Source organism: Streptomyces sp. NPDC045899 (assembly GCF_056431485.1).
This window is the reverse complement of the sequence record NZ_JBWKKP010000031.1, coordinates 75,993-91,945: the sequence shown is the minus strand read 5'-3', so window position 1 is coordinate 91,945 and position 15,953 is coordinate 75,993. Positions and strand designations below refer to the sequence as shown.

The following is a 15,953-nucleotide window of genomic DNA, read 5'->3' as shown; positions in this document are numbered from 1 at the left end:
GGATGGCATCGGTCCAGTTGCCGGCCGCCGACCTGGGTCCGTATCTGGAGCCGTGGGGTGAGCGGTTGTCGGTGGCCGCGGTCAACGGCCCGTCGGCCACGGTACTGGCGGGTGACACCGAGGCCGTCGAGGAGGTCGTGCGGCGGCTGGTCGCGGACAATGTCGCGGCCCGGGTGATGCCCGTGGACTACGCCTCGCACTCCGCGCAGGTCGAGGAGATCCGGGACACCCTGCTGACCTCGCTGGCCGGTGTCACCCCGGCCCGGTCCGCGGTCCCGTACTACTCGACCGTCGACGCCACCTGGTGTGACACCGGCACCCTGGACGCCGCCTACTGGTACCGCAATCTGCGCGAACCCGTCCGGCTGCACACCGCCGTAGAGCGTCTCCTCGACGCGGGCCACCGCACCTTCCTGGAGATCAGCCCGCATCCCACCATCACCTGGGGTATCGCGGACACCGCCGCCGAGGCGGGGGCCGACGACACCGCGGTGATCGGCACTCTGCGCCGTGACGACGGCGGGCCCCGGCGCATGCTGCTGTCCCTCGCCGAGGCGTACACCGCCGGGCTGCCCGTCGACTGGCGGCCCGCCTACCCGACGGGCGGCGCCCGCCGGGTCCCCCTGCCCACCTACGCCTTCCAGCGGCAGAGGTACTGGCTCGACGCGGGCCGGCGCGGCGGCGACCCCGGCGCCACCGGCCAGTCCGGCACCGGCCACCCCCTGCTCAGCGCGGCGGTCGAGCTGCCGGAGGACGGCGGGACCGTCTTCACCGGCAGGATCTCCGCCACCACCCACCCCTGGCTCACCGACCACACCGTCCTGGGCACGGTACTGCTCCCCGGGGTGGCCTTCGTCGAGATGGCCGCCCACGCGGGACGGCGGCTGGACTGTCCGCGGATCGAGGAACTCACCCTCGCCGCGCCGCTGACCCTTCCCGAGGCCGCCACCGACGGCGGTGTCCATCTGCGGCTCACCGTCTCCGCCGCGGACCCCGACGGCCGCCGCGCCCTGTCCTTCCACTCGCGTTCCGAGTCGGCCACGGCCCAGGACCCCTGGACACCCCACGCGACCGGCCACCTCACCCCCGGCCTGCCGGCACACCCGGCCCAGGACCCGGTGTGGCCCCCAGCCGGAGCCGCCGCCCTGAGCGTCGAGGAGCTGTACAGCGCGCTGGACGCGCAGGGCATCGAGTACGGCCCTGCCTTCCAAGGGCTGCGCTCCGCATGGAGCAGGGGCGAGGAGGTCTTCGCCGAGGCGACCCTGCCCGACGCCGTGTCCGACACCTGGGCCACCGGATTCGCCGTCCATCCCGCGCTGCTGGACGCCGCACTGCAGACGGTCGGCCTCCGCGCCACCGCGGCGGACCAGCACTCCGCCCAACCACCCCTGCCGTTCTCCTGGCACGACGTGGACCTCGTCGCCACACCGGGCCGCACCGTGCGGGTGGCCCTGCGCCCCGCCGGGACCGACGCGGTCTCCGTGAGCGTCACCGACGAGGACGGTCAGACCGTGGCGGAGATCGCAACGCTGACGGTCCGTCCGGCCTCCTTCGCCGCGCCGCGAGCCACCGACCGTTCCCTCCACCGGCTGACCTGGTCCCCGATCACGGTCCCCACCGCCGCGTCACGCCGCTGGACGCTCCTCGGGGAACACGACGGGCGGCTGCTGCCCGAAGGGTTCGCCGAACCCCTGACGGACGGCGCCGCGAACCGGACCGCCGGGTCCACCGCCGCGCTGCTGCCGTGCCCGCCGACCGGAGCGGACGGTCCCGAAGCCGTTCACACCGTCACCGCCACCGTCCTGGAGCGGCTCCGCGGCTGGCTGGCGGACCCCGCCACCACCACCGTGCCACTGGTGGTCCTCACCCGTGGCGCCACCGGCCCCGGCCGTGACGAACCGGTGGACCTCGCGGGCGCCGCCGTCTGGGGCCTGCTGCGCTCCGCCCAGCTCGAACACCCCGGCCGGTTCCTCCTGCTGGACACCGACGACCCGGACGCCACCGCCGCCGCCCTGCCCGGCGCACTCGCCGCTGATGAACCCCAACTCGCCCTGCGCGACGGTGTGCTGACCGTGCCACGACTCATCCGCCAGCCCTCGCTGACCCTTGCCGCCGCCGTTCCGGACACCGGGCCGTTCGACCCCGAGGCCACCGTCCTGATCACCGGCGCGGGCGGCGTCCTCGCCGGGATCACCGCCCGGCACCTGGTCCACCGGTACGGGGTACGTCATCTGCTGCTCATCGGCCGTCGGGGCGACGATGCCCCCGGGACCGGCGAGCTGGTGGCGGAGCTCACCGCGGCGGGGGCCCATGTCACCGTCATCGCCTGTGACGTGACCGACCGGCACGCCCTGACCGAGGTTCTGGCGGACGTTCCCGCACGGTGTCCGCTGCGCGCCGTCGTCCACACCGCGGGCGTCCTCGACGACGGACTGCTGGAGGCCCAGACGCCCGAGAGGCTGAGCGCCGTCCTGCGGCCGAAGGTCGACGGCACCTGGCATCTGCACGAGCTGACCCGCCACCTGGACCTGACGGCCTTCGTCGTCTACTCCTCGGCCGCGGGTGTCCTCGGCAGCCCCGGTCAGGCCACCTACGCCGCGGCCAATGCCTCCCTCGACGCCCTGATGACCGCCCGCCACCGCGAAGGACTGCCCGCCACCTCACTGGCCTGGGGGCTGTGGGAGCGGCGCGGCGGCCTCACCGCCGAACTCTCCGACACCGATCTGCGCCGGATGGTCCGCAGCGGTGTGCACGGCCTGTCCGACGAGGACGGTGTCGCGCTCTTCGACACCGCGCTCACCACCGGTGAGCCCCACCTCGTCCCCGTCCACCTCGACCTGGCGGCCTACCGCGGCACCGAGGTGCCCCCGCTGCTGCGCTCGCTGGTCCGCACGCCCGCCCGTCCCCACCCGACGGCCGACCAGAGTCCGCTGCGGCAGCGGCTCGCGGCGGCCACGGCGCAGGAACACCCCGGGATCCTGCGTGAACTCGTCCTCGCGGAGGCCGCCGATGTGCTCGGACACACCGGAGCCGCCGCCCTTGACCTGGACGACGCGTTCCTCTCCGTCGGCTTCGACTCGCTGACCGCCGTGGAACTGCGCAACCGGCTCGCCGCCCGCACCGGACTGCGGTTGCGCCCTACCGCCGTCTTCGACAGCGGCACCCCGGCCCGGCTCGCCGAACTGCTGCACACCCAACTGTCCGCGGCTGACGTGCCGGACGAGGCCGAGCGCACCGAGGAGACCGCGGCACCCGAGGCGACGGGCCCGGTGGCCACCCTGTTCCGGCAGGCCTGCGAACTGGGCCGCACCGACGAGGGTCTGGCCCTGCTCAAGAACGCCTCGGCGCTGCGCCCCGACATCCGTACCGGTGAGGAACTGCTCAGCGCCGATGCCCGCCCCCGGCTGCTGCGGCTGAGTCCACACGACACCGCTCCGGAGGTGGTGTGCTTCGGCTCCGTCGTGGCGCTCGGGGGCGCCCATCAGTACGCGCGCTTCGCCTCGCACTTCCGTGACCACTTCGGCGTCAGCGCCCTGGCGGCCCCCGGTTTTCTGCCCGGTGAGCCGGTGCCCGCCGATATGGCCGCCCTGCTGGACTTCCAGGCCCGGACCCTGCTCGAGACGGTGGGGGACCGGCCGCTGATCCTCACCGGCTCCTCCTCGGGCGGCACGCTGGCGCACGGTGTCGCCGCCCGGCTGGAGGAACTCGGCGCGGGACCGAGGGCGGTGGTCCTCATCGACACCTACCTGTCCCACAACCAGGGGATCACGCAGTTCAACGACGTACTGATCGGTGGGATGTTCGCGCGCGAGGACCGGGCCGCCCCGATGGACGACACCCGGCTCACCGCCATGGGGCGCTACTTCCGCATCCTCGACGACTGGTCCCTCCCTGTCGTCGCGGCGCCCACCCTGCTGGTCCGGGCGACCGAACCCCTCGGGCGCCCGGACCCCGGAGCGGGGGAGTGGCGCGCGTCCTGGCCCACCGCCCACACCGTCGTGGACGTACCCGGCGACCACTTCACCCTCATGGAACAGCACGTCGCGACCACCGCTCAGGCCATCCGCGACTGGCTCACCACCGTTTCCGGCCAGCCTGCCGTCCCGGCACACGGCTGACCGACCCCCAAGCCCCCAGGAGAGGCCCATGCCAGCAGAACCACCTCAGGAATCCCATCCGTCGCACGCCCACCGGATCGCCGTGCTCGGCGCCGGAGTGATGGGGGTGGGCATCACCGCCCTCGCGCTCGGCCACGGATTGCCGGTGCTGCTCATCGACACCGACCGGGACAAGCTGGACCGGGCGGGCGGCGCCATCGACCACGAGCTGCGCATCGCGCAGCTGATGGGCACCCTGCCGCCGGACGTCCGTACCGGCCCCCTGGAGACCGCGACCACCACCGGCGGTATCGGTGGGGTCACCGCCGTGATCGAGGCCATCACCGAGGACACCGGACTCAAGGCCAAGGCCCTCGCGGAGGTCTCGGCCCGCGTCCTCCCCGGTACGCCGCTGATCTCCAACACCTCGTCGATCCCCATCGACGAGCTCGCGGGCTGTGCCGAACGCCCCGAGGACGTCATCGGCACCCACTTCATGAACCCGCCGTACCTCATCCCGACCGTGGAGGTCATCCAGGGCGCCCGGACCGCTGCCGCCACCATGGCCGCGGCCGGTGAGCTCCTCACCGCCCTCGACCGGCGGCAGGTCGTGGTCAGGGACGCGCCCGGCTTTGTCACCAGCCGGGTGCTGCACCCGATGATCAACGACGCGGCCCGTGTGGTGCAGGAAGGCACCGCCACCGCCGAGGCCGTCGACGCCCTGATGGAGGGCTGTCTCGGCCATCCCACCGGCCCTCTGCGCACCGCCGACCTGATCGGCATCGACAACCTCGTCGACTCGCTCCGCGTACTGCACCAGCACACCGGAGACGACGGATGCCGCCCCTGCGACCTGCTGCTCGACAAGGTCCGGCGCGGCGAACTCGGCCGGAAGTCCGGCCGTGGTTTCTACGACTACCAGGAGGAGAACTGATGGACACCCACACCCAGGGCCGGATCACCACCCGGACCGCGTCGACCGTGCCTACGGCGGACCAGACGGAAAGGGACGTGCAGAAGGACATCCTGCGCTTCCTGCAGACGCGCACCAAGCGCACCTGGCAGCCCGAGACGGACATCTTCGCCTCCGGTGGCCAGTCCTCGCTGTTCGCCATGGAACTCGTGGTGCACCTGGAGAAGTCGTTCGGTGTCGCGATCCGCGGCAAGGACCTGCGGCTCGACAACTTCCGCACGGTGGTGTCGATGACCGAGCTGGTCCACCGCCTCCAGGCGGCGGCCGGAGGAACCGGTGACTGATCCGATCTCCTTCGCCAGCACCGAGATCACCGGGCTGATCGCCGGCGACGCCGAGGAGTGGGACCGCACCGGAGCGCTGCCGGTGGCCCTGCTGCGCAAGCTGGGCGCCGACGGACGGCTGTGCGGACAGGTCCCGGCCACCTACGGGGGCTGGGGGCTCGACAGCGCGGCCAACGGGGCGTACACCGCACATGTCGGCAGTCTGTGCAGTTCCGTGCGGAGCGTGATGACCTCCCAGGGCATGGCCGCCTGGACCGTCGAACGGTTCGGCACCCCCGAGCAGCGCTCGGACTTCCTGCCGCTGCTGACCGGCGGTGAACTGGCCGCGATCGGCTTCAGCGAACGCGGTGCCGGAAGCGATCTGGCCGCCATGTCCACCCGTGTCCGGCGCGATGGAGACACGGTGGTCCTCGACGGGCACAAGGTGTGGGTGACCGCCGCCCACTACGCGGATCTGCTGGTGCTGTTCGGCATGTTCGAGGACGACGGCGACCTTGACGCCCAGGAGGAGGGGGCGGTGGCCGTCGTGGTCCCCGCCTCCACCCGTGGGGTCCGGGTCGACCGCGTCCCCGATCCGCTGGGCTGCAGGGCGGCGGGCCACGCCGACATCACCCTCGATGAGGTCCGCGTTCCGCTGACCCATGTGCTCGGCGGGGCGGCCCTGCCCCTTCCCCTGCTGGTCACCACCGCCCTCGCCTACGGTCGGATGTCGGTCGCCTGGGGGAGCGTGGGCATCCTGCGCGGCTGTCTCACCGCGGCCGCCCGCCACGCCACCGTCCGCGAGCAGTTCGGCGTACCCCTCGGGGAACACCAGCTCGTCGCCCGCCACCTCGCCGAACTGCTCGTCGCCGAGCAGACCGCGACCCGTGTCTGTGAGCATGCCTCCCGCTGCTGGGACGAAGGCTCCCCGGACCAGGTCATGGCCACGGTCCTGGCCAAACACATCAGCGCGGGCAACGCGGCCCGCGGGGCGGCCACCGCCGTCCAGGTGCTCGCCTCGGCCGGGGCCCGTGACTCCCATCTGGTCGCCCGTGCCTACCGGGACGCCAAGCTGATGGAAATCATCGAGGGCAGCAATGAGATCTGCCAGCTCATGCTGGCCCGGCACGTCCTGGGAAGCGCCGCGTGAAGGGAACCGGAGTGAACACCCCCGACAGCGATCTCCTCCCCCTGGTCAAGTGCCTGGTGTGGGACCTGGACAACACCCTGTGGCAGGGCACGCTGCTGGAGGACGGTGAGGTGGTGCTGTCCGACGCGGTGCGGGAGACCGTCGCCGAACTCGACGCCCGTGGCATCCTCCAGTCGGTCGCCAGCAAGAACGACCACGACCTGGCCTGGGCACAGCTGGAGAAGCTCGGTGTCGCCGAGTACTTCGTCCTGCCGGAGATCGGCTGGGGCCCGAAGTCAGGGTCGGTGCGGCGCATCGCCGACACCCTGAACTTCGCGCCGACCACCATCGCCTTCATCGACGACCAGCCCGCGGAGCGTGCCGAGGTCACCCACCACCTGCCCGATGTGCGCTGCTATCCGGCCGAAGCGGTGGCGGAGCTGTCGCGGCTGCCGGAGTTCACCCCCGCCCTGCGGACCGTGGACTCCGGGCGGCGGCGCGAGATGTACCAGGCGGGCTTCCGTCGCGAGGCGGCGCGGGCGGATGCCACCGGGCCGGACGAGGACTTCCTGCGCTCGCTCGACCTCGACCTGCGGATCGGCCGGGCCACCGAGGAGGAGCTCTCCCGTGTCGAGGAACTCACCCTGCGCACCAGCCAGATGAACGCCACCGGTGTGCACTACGGAGACGCCGATCTGCGGCGGCTGCTCACCGATGACGCCCATGAGGTGCTGGTGGTCACGCTCACCGACCGCTTCGGACCGCATGGCGCCGTGGGGGTGCTGCTCCTGGAGCGCCACCCCGGGGTCTGGCACCTCAAACTCCTCGCGACCTCCTGCCGGGTGGTGTCCTTCGGTGTCGGAGCCACGGTGCTGAACTGGCTCACCGGCCAGGCGTCCGGTGCGGGGGTCCATCTGGTGGCCGACTTCAGGCCCACCGACCGCAACCGGATGATGGAGATCGCCTACCGGTTCGCCGGGTTCGAGGAGGATCCGTGCGGATGCGCGGACACCCTCCGCCGTAGGGGCGCCGCCGGCCTCCAGCGCCTGCATCTGCGCCCCGAGCCGCGCCCGGCCTCCGCGACCATACGCGTCACCGCGGTCGACCTGGCGGTGGAGAGGGGGGAAGCCGTGCCCGGCCGGGTCTGAACCGGCGGTGAGCCCGGTACGCGTCGAGGCGCGTACCGGGCTCACGGCCTGTCGGCGTACGTTCGGGAATTCAGCGTTTACGGGCGAGGGTGATGCCGTCGGCCATCACCAGGAGAGAAATGTCCACGCGCTCGTCCCCCGACAGTTTCGCGTTGAGTTCCCGTACCGCCGCGGTATCGGGATCGTCGGCCAGCGGATCGGCGACGCGGCCGAAGAAGAGCGTGTTGTCGATGACCAGCAGTCCGCCGGACCGGGTCAGTCCGAGCGCCTTCTCGTAATACACCGGATAACCGGACTTGTCGGCGTCGATGAACACCATGTCGAACGCCTCGGTGCCGCGCTCGTCCAGCAGCGTGTCCAGTGTCTCGACGGCGTCCCCGATCCGCAGGTCGATTCGTCCCTCCACCCCGTCCCGTTTCCAGTACTCGGCCCCGACCGCCGGCCACCGGTCCGTGATGTCGCAGGTCACGACCTGCCCGTCGAGGGGCACGGCGCGCGCCATGCACAGGGTGCTGTATCCGGTGAACGTCCCGATCTCCAGAACCCGCCGGGCACCGGTCAGCCGCACCAGCAGGGCCAGTAACTGCCCCTCTTCCGCCATGACTTGCAATGCGGCGCCCCCGGGGAGCTGTGCGGTCTCCTCGCGCAGCCCGCTCAGGATGTCGTCGTCCCGCAGGGAGACGTCCCTGACATAGGAAAGGAGCTCCTCCGTTGCGTCTATCTGCTGGGCCATGGGTGATGCAACCCCCTCTGTTCTCTCCGGAATTCGATGAAAATGATGCGAGGTCATTTTATGGTCGGCGCACCGGAAAGTGGGTGGGGAGCGGTTTCCGGAGGACTCCTGTACTGATGTGCGAAATCTTCCGGACACCGCTTCCGTTCAGAGCAGTTGCCTGTGCATCACGACACAGGGGCGGCCGTACTGGTTGTCGGCCCGGCGGTCGATCTCCCGCCAGCCCAGGGAGTTCCAGAAGACCGTGGCCGACGGGTTGTTCTCCAGCACGGCCAGCCGGACACCCCGGTGCCGCCGTTCCCGGAGCCGTTCCTCCACCACGGCCGTGAGGCGTCGTCCCATGCCCTGGCGGTGCAGATCGCCGTGCACCATGAGCAGCCCGATCCAGGGGAAGCCGTCGGTGGGGTGGCGATCGAGGAGGCAGACGAGGCCGACGAGCCGTCCGTGGCGCTCGCGCGCCAGCAGCACTTCGCAGCCCTCGCCCTCCGCCTCCTCGCGCAGGTCGGCCTCGAGCCGGTCGGTGGGAACGTGCTCGGGGTCGTACTCACCCGCGGCCCGGCAGTACCCGGGGTTGCTCGCGTAGAGATCCGTCACCTCGGCCATCTCTTGTGGGGAGAAGCGGAGAGGGATGAGGGACAGGGCGGGTGCGCGGTTCAGTGTGATCAGTCCCGGGGTTCTGGGGCCGTCGTGGTGGGTGGTCAGGGGAGCTCGGGGCGCATCAGCGCCCGGCGGAACGGCTCTCCGGTGGTCCGGGCGTACGCCATGCGTTCGCGTACCTCGCGGAGGGTGCGCGGACGGTAGCCGGGGCCGCCGCAGCAGCTCTTGTGGAACCGCACGCCCGCGTGGAGCAGTACGGACGCGACCCGCCACCCCTGCGTGTCCCGCCGCCGCGGCGCGGCGAAGGCGGACCCCGCGTGCATCAGCGGTTCCGCGCAGCGCGGGCAGCGCCGTTCGTGGTCACCGAGGTAGGGCTGTTTGTACGAGACCCGGCACGGCAGGCACACATACGAGGTCTTCCCATGCGACATGCGCTCCAGGCTAGGTTCCCCGGCGGCGGTGAGCGACACTATTTTCCCTGGTCCCGGTCTCGGGGCCCCGGTCTTGAGCCTCGGTGCCCGGAGCGCGCCGCCTCAGCCGGTCACCTTCGCGATGAACGCGGCCACGTTCGCCACCGTCCGCTCGATCTTCTCCTCCAGGGTCAGCGATTCCTGCGGCCGCGAACCGACACCCGCGTCCTTCTTCCCTCGCACGTACAGCGAGCAGGCCAGGTCGTCGCAGAGATAGCTGCCGACCGAGTTCCCCTGCTGCCGGGCCCTTCCCGCCTTTGGCGCGACCATCAGCGAGACCCCGCCGGTGTGGGAGGTCAGACATATCGAGCACATACTGCGCCGCCGGTGTGCCGAGGCGAGTCCGGGGGAGCGCAGCGCGAGGGCCCGGGGGCGGTCGTCCACCACGGTGACCAGGTAGGCGCGGTCGTGGGCCTGGGGGTCGCGCCAGCCGAGGAAGTCCAGATCCTCCCAGGGCCGGTCGGCCAGATCGCGGGGGATGTACAGGCGCTTCGCCTCGCCCTTGGTGCAGTTGACGAACGCGGCACGTATCTCTTGCCCGGTCAGCGGTTCCATAATGGCAGGCTAGTTTGCCTAAAGGTATTAGGCAAATGCATAATCGCTTCAGGCAGGCGGAGGGAGCGACATGGCATACGCGGGACTGAACGCGGAGCGTCTGACCCGGGCGGGCGCGGAGCTGGCCGATGAGGTCGGATTCGACCAGGTGACCGTCTCGGAGCTGGCCAGGAGGTTCGACGTCAAGGTCGCGAGCCTCTACTCGCATGTGAAGAACTCCCAGGACCTCAGGACCCGGATCGCCCTCCTCGCGCTGGAGGAGCTCGCCGACCGGGCCGCCGAGGCCCTGGCCGGGCGGTCCGCCAAGGATGCCCTCGCCGCCCTGGCGAACGTCTACCGCGACTACGCCCGGGAGCACCCCGGCCGCTACGCCGCCGCTCAGCTCCGGCTCGATCCGGAAGCGGCTGCCGCCAGCGCCGGTGTCCGGCACGCCCGGATGACGCGCGCGATCCTGCGCGGCTACGACCTGACCGAACCGGACCAGACCCATGCGGTCCGGCTGCTGGGCAGCGTCTTCCACGGCTACGTCAGCCTGGAGATGGGGGGAGGGTTCAGCCACAGCGCCCCCGACACCCAGGAGACCTGGTCGCGGATCCTGGACGCGCTCGACGCCCTGCTGCGGAACTGGCCCGAGCGCTGACGCGCGCCGGTGTCACGGACCGTCAGCGGATCCCGCACGCAACCTCCGACAGGCTGGGACGATGCACACCACCGAGTACGACTGGATCACCACGCCCATCACCGCGGACCTCCTGCGCGGAGCCCTCGACCTGGAGCACACCGCGCGCGGCGTGCTGCCGCACCGGCTGCCCGCCCGGGCCCGCGCCCAGTGCACCGACGCACAGCTCGCCATGGCGGAATCCCAGCCCTCCGGTGTCCGGCTGGTCTTCCGGACCCGGGCCACCGCCGTCGAACTGGACACGCTGCCCACCAAGCGCGTCTACGTGGGCGCCCCGCCGCGCCCGGACGGTGTGTACGACCTGCTCGTCGACGGCCGACCGGCCGGCCAGGGAAGCGTCACCGGCGGCGACACGCTGACCGTCGACATGGCCGCCGGTACCGCCACCAGCCGGTCCGGCCCGGTGGGCACTCTCCGCTTCACCGGTCTGTCCGGCGCGGTGAAGGATGTCGAGATCTGGCTGCCGCACAACGAGACCACCGAACTCGTCGCCCTGCGTACCGACGCCCCCATTGAACCCGCTCCCGCCACGGGCCGTCCCGTCTGGCTGCACCACGGCAGTTCGATCAGCCATGGCTCCGACGCCGCGAGTCCCACCACCACATGGCCCGCGCTCGCCGCCGCCCTCGGCGGGGTGGAACTGGTCAACCTGGGCCTGGGCGGCAGTGCCCTGCTCGACCCGTTCACCGCCCGCGCCCTGCGGGACACGCCCGCCGACCTGATCAGCCTCAAGATCGGCATCAACCTGGTCAACACCGATCTGATGCGGCTGCGCGCTTTCACCCCGGCCGTGCACGGTTTCCTCGACACCCTCCGCGAAGGACACCCCACCACCCCGCTGCTGGTCATCTCGCCCATCCTGTGTCCGCTCCACGAGGACACCCCCGGCCCCAGCGTCCCCGACCTCGGCGCGCTCGCCACGGGACAACTCCGGTTCCGGGCCGCGGGTGATCCGGCGGAGCGCGCGAGCGGAAAGCTGACCCTCGGCGTCATCCGGGACGAGCTGGCGAGGATCGTGGAGCAGCGTGCGGCAGCGGATCCGCACCTCCACCACCTCGACGGCCGTGAGCTCTACGGCGAGGCGGACACCGGTGAACTGCCGCTGCCCGACGGGCTCCACCCGGACGCCGCCACCCACCGCCGCATGGGGGAACGCTTCGCCGAGGCGGCTTTTGCCTCCAGCGGGCGTCTGTCGCGATGGGCTCACTAGGGCGTCCAGCCATGTGTCTTCGGGTCAAGGTCCGCCGAGGAGAGCCGAACGTGCCGGTCTGGTCTCCCGGATCGGTGGCGACGGCCCACCCGCCACGGCGGTCAGGCGCTCGTCCGCACCCCCGCGTTGACCAGGATCTCGCGCGCGGGCAGGGCGGTGCTCTCGGCAGCGGTCAGACCGGAAGCCGCCAGGTGCGCGTCCACTATCCGCAGCCCGACCGCGTACCCGGCGAAATCCGGCAGCCCCACCGTGGGCTGCCCCATCCGCCGCGCCGTGGCGTCGCCGAGGACGTAGCCGGTCAGGTTCTGCATCCCGGCCACATCGATATCGCTGGTGATCCGGTCATGAGCGCTGTCCAGCCCGGCGCCGGTCAGGGCGCTGGACCACGGCCCCAGGGCCCCCTCACCGGCCAGCTCCCTTACGAACGCCTCCGCCAGCCCCTCCGCCACGACGTGTTCGCCGACGGTGACGGTCGCCGGGTTCCAGACCACGTTCGCGTAGCGCACGTTGTGGTGCAGTTCGTGTGCGGCGGCGTGGCCGATCTTCGCGAGGCTGGTCTCGGTGGGCCACATCAGCAGATGGATCGAACCGGGGATGCCGCCCGATCCGAAGTACCCGGCGCTGCGCACCGTCAGGTGGTCGTCGTCGGGGTCCCCGAGCACCAGGACGACATGGACGGTCTCCGCGTGCCCGATCCCCGGCACCGCACCGCTGATCCGTTCCCACGCGGCGGTGAGGGACTCCTCGATCCGCCGCCACACCCCCGCCTCCATCATCTGCCGCAGGGCGGGCAGATACCGCGGGTCCTCACGGTCGAGCCGGAAGCCGCTGCCCATCTGGTGCAGTTGGACCAGATCCATGTCCCCCATGACGGACATCGCGCTCCGCAGCGGCTCGAGCATCTCGCGCAGCGCGTCGGCCCGCTCCTCCAGCGGCCGCCCGAGGAGCTCGAGCATGGCGGACGCCGTGTCATGAACAATGATCTTCATGCCCCGTGACGGTAGGTCCTCACGCCACGTGAGGTGCAAGCCTCCGCCACGTCCCCGCGCGTCCTTCGCCACGTCCCGAGCGCCCAGGGACGGCCGTCCCCTCAGGCGCCGCCGCGGGGCAGTCCGCGGCCGGTCGTGGCCAGGGCATAGACCAGCAGACCGAAGGCGGTGGTGGAGGTGACCGCGCGGATGATGTTCCAGCGCACCCACCGCGCCTCGAACCGCTCGCGGACCGCGGACAGATCGGTGATCCGGTCGGGATGTCCGGCGTCGGCGAGGGCATTGTTGAGGGGTACGTTGACCCGGACGGTGATGACCAGCATCACCAGGTAGAGCACCACCGCGGCCACGATCCACGGCAGTGCCGGACGCCCCGCGCCCCGCAGATGCAGTGTCCCGGCCAGGACGGCCAGCAGCAGGGCTCCCGCGAAGACCAAGGCGAACCAGCCGTTGAGGATGGCCACGTTGATGCGCTGCATCGCGTCGATGAAGGTGCGGTCCTCGGCCCGTGCCAGGCCGGGCATCACCGAGCACGCGTATCCGTAGAACAGGCCCGCGCTCAGGCCGGTGGCGACGGTCGCGGCGATCAGGGCGGGGGTCTGCAGGGTGTGGTGGTTCATCATGCCCTCCAGCCAACACCGGCATCGATGGGGCGGGCCATGGCCGAGAGGCTCAGCCCCATACGCGAGCGTCCAGGCGCGGACGACGGCGTGCGCACAGGAACTCCGATCACCTTCACTGAATATCCCGTCACTTTTCACCGATCCGCCCGGGGAAGCGAACACGCGGCTGCGGCAAGGGGGTCAGTCGCGGTCGCTTGCATATGGAAATTGCAACGGCTCATGCCGAGATTTCCTGGTGCTGGCGGCGTCCATCAGATCGGTGAATATCCGACATCGTGCTCCATACAGTGCCACGACATGGTGTCGGCGGGAACGTGTGAAGTCGCGCGGTGTTTCGACCATTGATTCCCGCTGACTAGTGATTAACCCAGGTCCTGTGCGCCTCGCCGCTTCAGGCGGTTTTTCGATCAGAGCGAATCGGATCACTGCTTCTGACTGGTGGGGGCGTATTTTGCCAGGTGGCAGCCCTGAGGTGACGGCGTGGGCGGACATCCCGGGCAGAGTTCTTGGCGGACATTGGATTTCGGCAAAGACTTGCGGCAATAGATGCCTTCTGCCAATTATTTGATTCATGAAGTTGTTCAACCGCATCTCGTCGCATCGCCGCACGCTGGCCCATGCCGCTCCCGCGGCGCACGGCGGTCCGCCGGCCTACGATCCCGTCGTCGCGCCGGATCCCGCCCTCGCGGGTCTGACCGGGGAGTGGATAATCGATCCGGCGCACAGCAGGATCGGGTTCTCCGTCCGGCACGCCATGGTGACCACGGTGCGCGGCTCCTTCACGGAGTTCGAAAGCCGCCTCTACTTCGACGGCAGCGATCCGGCCCGCTCCCGGGCAGAGGTCGTGATGTCCACCGCCAGTGTCCAGACCGGTGTGGAGCAGCGGGACGCCCACTTGATGAGCCGTGACTTCCTGGACGCGGACACCTACCCGCGTATGAGCTTCCGCAGCACCGCGGCGCAGCTCGTGGGGAAGGACGTCTACCGCATGAACGGCGACCTCACCATCAGGGACACCACCCGTCCCGTCGTCCTGGAGCTCACCTACATCGGACACGTCACCGATCCGTTCGGCTATCAGCGGGTCGGCTTCGACGGCACCACCACCATCAACCGGTCCGAGTGGGGGCTGACCTACAGCGCCCGACTGGCCGAGGGCGGTGCGATGGTGAGTGAGAAGGTGCGCCTGCAGTTCGACATCGCCGCCATCCGCACACCTCCACAGGGCTGAGCCCCTGTTGTTCACCGCTCAGCCGGTGATGGCACATCAGGTGGCGGGAGGGCAAGTGCATACGCGCCGCGCGCCGGGGTCCGGACCTGATGCCGGGCGAGAGCCCCTGAGCGAAGCCCGGCCCCGCTCGGGGGCTCTCGCGCCGTCGCCTCGGCGGTCGTCTACATGACAGTGCCGGCCCCCGGGAGACACGACCCGGAGACCGGCACCCACCGCCGGCCCTCACGGGGCAACGGCGTCAGCGGGTCACACGTAGGTGAACCCGCCCGGGACGGTCGCCGTGCCGTTCGCCGTGGTGACCTGAACCGTCTTGTTGCCCACGGTGTTGGCCGGAGTGGTGCCGACCAGCAGGGTCCCGGTGGGGTCGACGGTGATCCCGGTGGCCGGGACACCACCGAAGGTCACGGTGCCGCCGGTCAGGTTGGTACCGATGATGACGAACGGGGTGCCGCCCGCCGTCGGACCGGAGACCGGTGTGATGCCGGCCGCGGTCGGAGGCGGCCCGGTGTAGGTGAAACCGCCCGGAACCGTGGCGCTACCCGCCGGTGTCACCACCTGGACCGTGACGTTGCCGGGCGCGAGCCCCGGCGGGGTGGTGCCGGTCAGCGAGGTACCGGCCGGGTTGACGGTCACGCCGACGGCGGGCACGCCGTTGAACAGGACCACCGCGTTGGCCAGGTTGGTCCCGGTGAGTGTGAAGGCAGTGCCGCCGGTGACCGGGCCGGTGGCCGGGGCGATCGAAGCGGCGGTCGGCGGGAGGACCGGCGCGCCGTAGGTGTAGTTCACGGCGTTGCTGGTGCCGCTGGGAGTGGTCACCGTCACGGACACCGTGCCCGCGGCGTGGGGCGGCGCGGTGACAACGATCGCCAGGCCGAAGGGACTCTGCGCCAGAATGGTCGCCGGGGTGCCGCCGAAGGAGACACCGGTGGCGTTGTTCAGGCGGACCCCCTCCAGCAGGACGAGGTTGCCACCGGTCGTCGGGCCGGAGGTGGGTGTGACCGAGAGCAGCAGCGGCGTCGACGGCGGTGTACCCCCGCCGGGGCCCGGCCATCCCGGGCCTGGCCATCCCGGGCCCGGGTCCCCCGGGCCCGGCCATCCCGGGCCCGGGTCCCCCGGGCCGGGCCAGCCCCCACCGGGGCCGGTCTGGGTGGGGCGACCGCCGTCGTTCGCGAGCATCTGCTGGGACATGGACGTCCTCCTGTCGGACTGTCCCGGGCGACGGCGGCCGCGGATGGTCGCGCGGCCGGTACGAAGGC

Annotated in this window: 15 protein-coding genes; 8 read left to right on the top strand and 7 right to left on the bottom strand. The window is 71.1% G+C overall.

Annotated elements, in window-relative coordinates:
- The first annotated feature begins 17 nt into the window (after positions 1–17).
- Genes AC07FT_RS32465 through AC07FT_RS32445 form a run of 5 tightly spaced genes read left to right on the top strand, consistent with a single transcriptional unit; the run spans position 18 to position 7,610 of the window.
- Complete coding sequence (locus AC07FT_RS32465) at positions 18–4,118, top strand: SDR family NAD(P)-dependent oxidoreductase (RefSeq protein WP_479179623.1); 4,101 nt, start codon at positions 18–20, stop codon at positions 4,116–4,118.
- A 28-nt stretch (positions 4,119–4,146) separates the two neighbouring features.
- Positions 4,147–5,031 carry a 3-hydroxyacyl-CoA dehydrogenase family protein gene (locus AC07FT_RS32460; protein WP_479179622.1) on the top strand — a complete coding sequence of 295 codons (885 nt, stop codon included), beginning with the start codon at positions 4,147–4,149 and terminating at the stop codon, positions 5,029–5,031.
- Positions 5,031–5,354 carry an acyl carrier protein gene (locus tag AC07FT_RS32455; RefSeq protein WP_479179620.1) on the top strand — a complete coding sequence of 108 codons (324 nt, stop codon included), beginning with the start codon at positions 5,031–5,033 and terminating at the stop codon, positions 5,352–5,354. Before AC07FT_RS32460 ends, AC07FT_RS32455 begins: the two co-directional genes overlap by 1 nt.
- Complete coding sequence (locus AC07FT_RS32450) at positions 5,347–6,483, top strand: acyl-CoA dehydrogenase family protein (protein WP_479179618.1); 1,137 nt, start codon at positions 5,347–5,349, stop codon at positions 6,481–6,483. The genes AC07FT_RS32455 and AC07FT_RS32450 overlap by 8 nt, the downstream gene beginning before the upstream one ends.
- Before the next feature lie 11 nt (positions 6,484–6,494).
- Positions 6,495–7,610 carry an HAD-IIIC family phosphatase gene (locus AC07FT_RS32445; protein ID WP_479179616.1) on the top strand — a complete coding sequence of 372 codons (1,116 nt, stop codon included), beginning with the start codon at positions 6,495–6,497 and terminating at the stop codon, positions 7,608–7,610.
- Between the two features lie 70 nt (positions 7,611–7,680).
- On the opposite strand, the gene AC07FT_RS32440 is transcribed toward AC07FT_RS32445, so the two are convergent.
- The 4 genes from AC07FT_RS32440 to AC07FT_RS32425 form a co-directional block, all read right to left on the bottom strand.
- On the bottom strand, positions 7,681–8,343 hold the full coding sequence (locus AC07FT_RS32440) for an O-methyltransferase (protein ID WP_479179615.1): 663 nt from the start codon (positions 8,341–8,343) through the stop codon (positions 7,681–7,683).
- A 147-nt stretch (positions 8,344–8,490) separates the two neighbouring features.
- Positions 8,491–8,946: a GNAT family N-acetyltransferase gene (locus tag AC07FT_RS32435; protein ID WP_479179614.1), complete on the bottom strand. Its 456-nt coding sequence runs from the start codon at positions 8,944–8,946 to the stop codon at positions 8,491–8,493.
- 95 nt (positions 8,947–9,041) lie between these two features.
- On the bottom strand, positions 9,042–9,371 hold the full coding sequence (locus AC07FT_RS32430) for a deoxyxylulose-5-phosphate synthase (protein ID WP_479179612.1): 330 nt from the start codon (positions 9,369–9,371) through the stop codon (positions 9,042–9,044).
- A 102-nt stretch (positions 9,372–9,473) separates the two neighbouring features.
- Entirely contained in the window at positions 9,474–9,965 is a 492-nt protein-coding gene (locus AC07FT_RS32425) for an FBP domain-containing protein (RefSeq protein WP_479179610.1), read from the bottom strand.
- Between the two features lie 70 nt (positions 9,966–10,035).
- Between AC07FT_RS32425 and AC07FT_RS32420 the strand changes: the two genes are divergently transcribed.
- On the top strand, positions 10,036–10,605 hold the full coding sequence (locus AC07FT_RS32420; protein WP_254749194.1) for a TetR/AcrR family transcriptional regulator: 570 nt from the start codon (positions 10,036–10,038) through the stop codon (positions 10,603–10,605).
- 61 nt (positions 10,606–10,666) lie between these two features.
- Positions 10,667–11,854 (top strand): GDSL-type esterase/lipase family protein, encoded by a 1,188-nt coding sequence (locus tag AC07FT_RS32415; protein WP_479179609.1) that lies wholly within the window; start codon positions 10,667–10,669, stop codon positions 11,852–11,854.
- Between the two features lie 101 nt (positions 11,855–11,955).
- Here AC07FT_RS32415 and AC07FT_RS32410 read toward each other — a convergent pair whose 3' ends face one another.
- Positions 11,956–12,843, bottom strand: a complete 888-nt coding sequence (locus AC07FT_RS32410; RefSeq protein ID WP_479179607.1) for a DUF2268 domain-containing putative Zn-dependent protease — start codon at positions 12,841–12,843, stop codon at positions 11,956–11,958.
- Between the two features lie 101 nt (positions 12,844–12,944).
- On the bottom strand, positions 12,945–13,463 hold the full coding sequence (locus tag AC07FT_RS32405; protein ID WP_479179605.1) for an anthrone oxygenase family protein: 519 nt from the start codon (positions 13,461–13,463) through the stop codon (positions 12,945–12,947).
- A 574-nt stretch (positions 13,464–14,037) separates the two neighbouring features.
- Between AC07FT_RS32405 and AC07FT_RS32400 the strand changes: the two genes are divergently transcribed.
- Positions 14,038–14,697, top strand: coding sequence for a YceI family protein (locus AC07FT_RS32400; protein WP_479179603.1), 660 nt, complete (start codon positions 14,038–14,040; stop codon positions 14,695–14,697).
- Positions 14,698–14,943: 246 nt separating this feature from the next.
- Here the strand turns inward: AC07FT_RS32400 and AC07FT_RS32395 are convergent, their stop codons facing one another.
- Entirely contained in the window at positions 14,944–15,885 is a 942-nt protein-coding gene (locus tag AC07FT_RS32395) for an IPT/TIG domain-containing protein (protein ID WP_479179602.1), read from the bottom strand.
- Between the last annotated feature and the right edge of the window lie 68 nt (positions 15,886–15,953).

Coding starts and splice junctions, on each gene's coding strand:
- AC07FT_RS32460 (WP_479179622.1), top strand. CDS start 4,147: ATGCCAGCAGAACCACCTCAGGAATCCCATCCGTCGCACGCCCACCGG.
- AC07FT_RS32455 (WP_479179620.1), top strand. CDS start 5,031: ATGGACACCCACACCCAGGGCCGGATCACCACCCGGACCGCGTCGACC.
- AC07FT_RS32440 (WP_479179615.1), bottom strand. CDS start 8,343: ATGGCCCAGCAGATAGACGCAACGGAGGAGCTCCTTTCCTATGTCAGG.
- AC07FT_RS32435 (WP_479179614.1), bottom strand. CDS start 8,946: ATGGCCGAGGTGACGGATCTCTACGCGAGCAACCCCGGGTACTGCCGG.
- AC07FT_RS32430 (WP_479179612.1), bottom strand. CDS start 9,371: ATGTCGCATGGGAAGACCTCGTATGTGTGCCTGCCGTGCCGGGTCTCG.
- AC07FT_RS32425 (WP_479179610.1), bottom strand. CDS start 9,965: ATGGAACCGCTGACCGGGCAAGAGATACGTGCCGCGTTCGTCAACTGC.
- AC07FT_RS32420 (WP_254749194.1), top strand. CDS start 10,036: ATGGCATACGCGGGACTGAACGCGGAGCGTCTGACCCGGGCGGGCGCG.
- AC07FT_RS32415 (WP_479179609.1), top strand. CDS start 10,667: ATGCACACCACCGAGTACGACTGGATCACCACGCCCATCACCGCGGAC.
- AC07FT_RS32410 (WP_479179607.1), bottom strand. CDS start 12,843: ATGAAGATCATTGTTCATGACACGGCGTCCGCCATGCTCGAGCTCCTC.
- AC07FT_RS32405 (WP_479179605.1), bottom strand. CDS start 13,463: ATGAACCACCACACCCTGCAGACCCCCGCCCTGATCGCCGCGACCGTC.
- AC07FT_RS32400 (WP_479179603.1), top strand. CDS start 14,038: ATGAAGTTGTTCAACCGCATCTCGTCGCATCGCCGCACGCTGGCCCAT.
- AC07FT_RS32395 (WP_479179602.1), bottom strand. CDS start 15,885: ATGTCCCAGCAGATGCTCGCGAACGACGGCGGTCGCCCCACCCAGACC.